The organism is Schnuerera sp. (assembly GCF_035459645.1).
Taxonomy (GTDB): Bacteria; Bacillota; Clostridia; order Tissierellales; family Tepidimicrobiaceae; genus Schnuerera.
In genome coordinates this window covers 1-2158 of the sequence record NZ_DATHXO010000294.1, presented here as the reverse complement: position 1 = coordinate 2158, position 2158 = coordinate 1, and the positions used below count along the sequence as shown (strand labels likewise).

General features: G+C 30.2%; 3 protein-coding genes. All 3 read left to right on the top strand.

Annotated features, from left to right (window positions below; genetic code table 11):
- A partial coding sequence (locus tag VK998_RS06925) for a LacI family DNA-binding transcriptional regulator (RefSeq protein ID WP_325226893.1) occupies window positions 1–958 on the top strand: 958 nt, incomplete at its 5' end.
- 132 nt (window positions 959–1090) lie between these two features.
- A complete protein-coding gene (locus tag VK998_RS06920) occupies window positions 1091–1267 on the top strand; it encodes a hypothetical protein (RefSeq protein WP_325226889.1) in 177 nt (58 codons plus the stop codon).
- Window positions 1233–2158 (top strand): HAL/PAL/TAL family ammonia-lyase (locus tag VK998_RS06915; RefSeq protein WP_325226887.1); only part of this gene is annotated, 926 nt, incomplete at its 3' end. The genes VK998_RS06920 and VK998_RS06915, both read left to right, overlap by 35 nt.

The following is a 2158-nucleotide window of genomic DNA, read 5'->3' as shown; positions in this document are numbered from 1 at the left end:
TGTTTCAAGGGTAATAAACAATTCCAAACCAGTAAGCCTTGAAGTAAAAAGAAAAGTATTAGAAGCTATAGAAGAATTAGGCTATAAACCTAATGAAGTAGCGAGAAGCCTTGTTACTAGGAAATCAAACTTAATTGGAGTGATAATAACGGATATTGGTAATTCTTATATAGCAGAAATGGTTAGAGGAATAGAAGAAATAGGAAGAATGTACAAATATGATATTATTCTATCAAGTAGTTATGGGAATCCAGATACTGAAAAAAAGTTTGCCCAGATTTTGCGAAGCAAACAAATAGAAGGCATAATATTAGTTTCAGAGAACAATAACCATGAAGTAATTGAAGAAATTAATAGTTTTAAAATTCCTTTTGTTTATTTGAATAAATATTATAGTAATTTAAATATCCCTACAGTATCGATAAATAACCTTGAAGCCTGTTTTAAGATGACTAATTATCTATTAGAATTAGACCATGAGAATGTTCTATATGTAACTGCTAATGAGAATGATGAAAACTCTTTAGAGAAATTTAAAATAGATGGATATAGAAAAGCTATAAATGAAAATGGGAAAAGTAAAGAATATTTATATTCTTTAAATGGGTTCAGTATAGAAGATGGATATAATAATGGAAAAGATATTATCAAACTTGCAAAAGAAAACAATATCACAGCAGTATTTTGCTCTCAAGATGAGTTGGCTATAGGGCTTATCAATTATTGCTATGATAATAATATTAAGATTCCTGAAGATATTTCTATTTGTGGCTACGGAGATACAAAAATAGCTTCAATCTATAGACCTAAACTTACTACTGTAAAAGAACCATATTATGACATTGGTGCAGTTGCAATTAGAAGAATTATAAAAAAATTAAAGGATGAAGAATTGGAGGAAGAACATATTTATCTTCCTATTCGAATAATGAAAAGGGAAAGTTGTAGAAAAGTCTGATAATATTATTAAAACCGTAGCTTTTAATAATACACCTGTATCTATAACTCTAGATAAATTGGAGTACTTCAATATGAAAAATAACGAATATAGAGTAATTTGGATAGGGATTCAAGGAGAAATGGTGAAATTATGAGAAAAAGAGTATATACTCCAATAAAATCTTATAAGTTTAAAAATATATTAGAAAAAACCACAGATAATTTCTGTGGTTTTTTGCACTTTAGTTTGATAATGTATAAAAACATAAAAAATGAATGGAGGTTTGAAATCGATGAAAACAATATCAATCGATGGAAACAATCTTAATTTGGAAGAATTTATTAATGTAGTTAGAAAAGGCAAGAAAGTTCGTTTAACAGATGAAGCAATGGAAAGAGTTAAAAAGGCAAGAGACGTAGTAGATGAATTTGTAGATGATGGAAAAGTAGTATATGGAATTACTACTGGATTTGGAAAGTTTAGTGATGTATCTATTACAGGAGAAGAAACTAAGACTTTGCAAAAAAATCTAATTATTAGCCATGCTTGCGGTGTAGGAAAACCTTTAGATGAAGAAATTGTTAGGGGGATAATGCTTCTAAGAGCTAATGCTTTAGCTAAAGGATATTCTGGCATTCGGCTTTCTACTTTAAACACATTGATAGAAATGCTTAATAAAGGTATACATCCATGGATCCCTGAAAAAGGTTCTTTAGGGGCTAGTGGAGATTTAGCACCATTGTCCCATATGGTTTTAGTTATGTTAGGAGAAGGAGAAGCTTATTATAAAGGAGAGTTATTATCAGGAAAAGAGGCTATGGATAGAGCAGGTATTCCTACTGTTGAATTAACCTCTAAGGAAGGATTAGCATTAATTAATGGGACCCAGGTAATGACTTCTATTGGAGCTTTAGCTGTTTATGATGGGATAAATTTAAGTAAGACTGCAGACATAATAGCTGGTTTGACTATAGAAGCTTTAAATGGAGTAGTAGATGCTTATGATAGTAGAGTTCATAAGATAAGACCTCATGATGGACAAATCAATACTGCACAAAATCTATTAAATTTATTAGACGCTAGTGAAATGACTACAAGACAAGGTGAAATTAGAGTACAGGATGCTTATTCTTTAAGATGTATTCCACAAATTCATGGTGGAAGTAAAGATGCAATAAAGTATGTAGAGGATAAGGTAAATATTGAGATGAATTCAGC

Bases quoted from the DNA above. Each gene is read 5' to 3' on its own strand.
- VK998_RS06920 (WP_325226889.1), top strand. From the start codon at position 1,091: ATGAGAAAAAGAGTATATACTCCAATAAAATCTTATAAGTTTAAAAAT.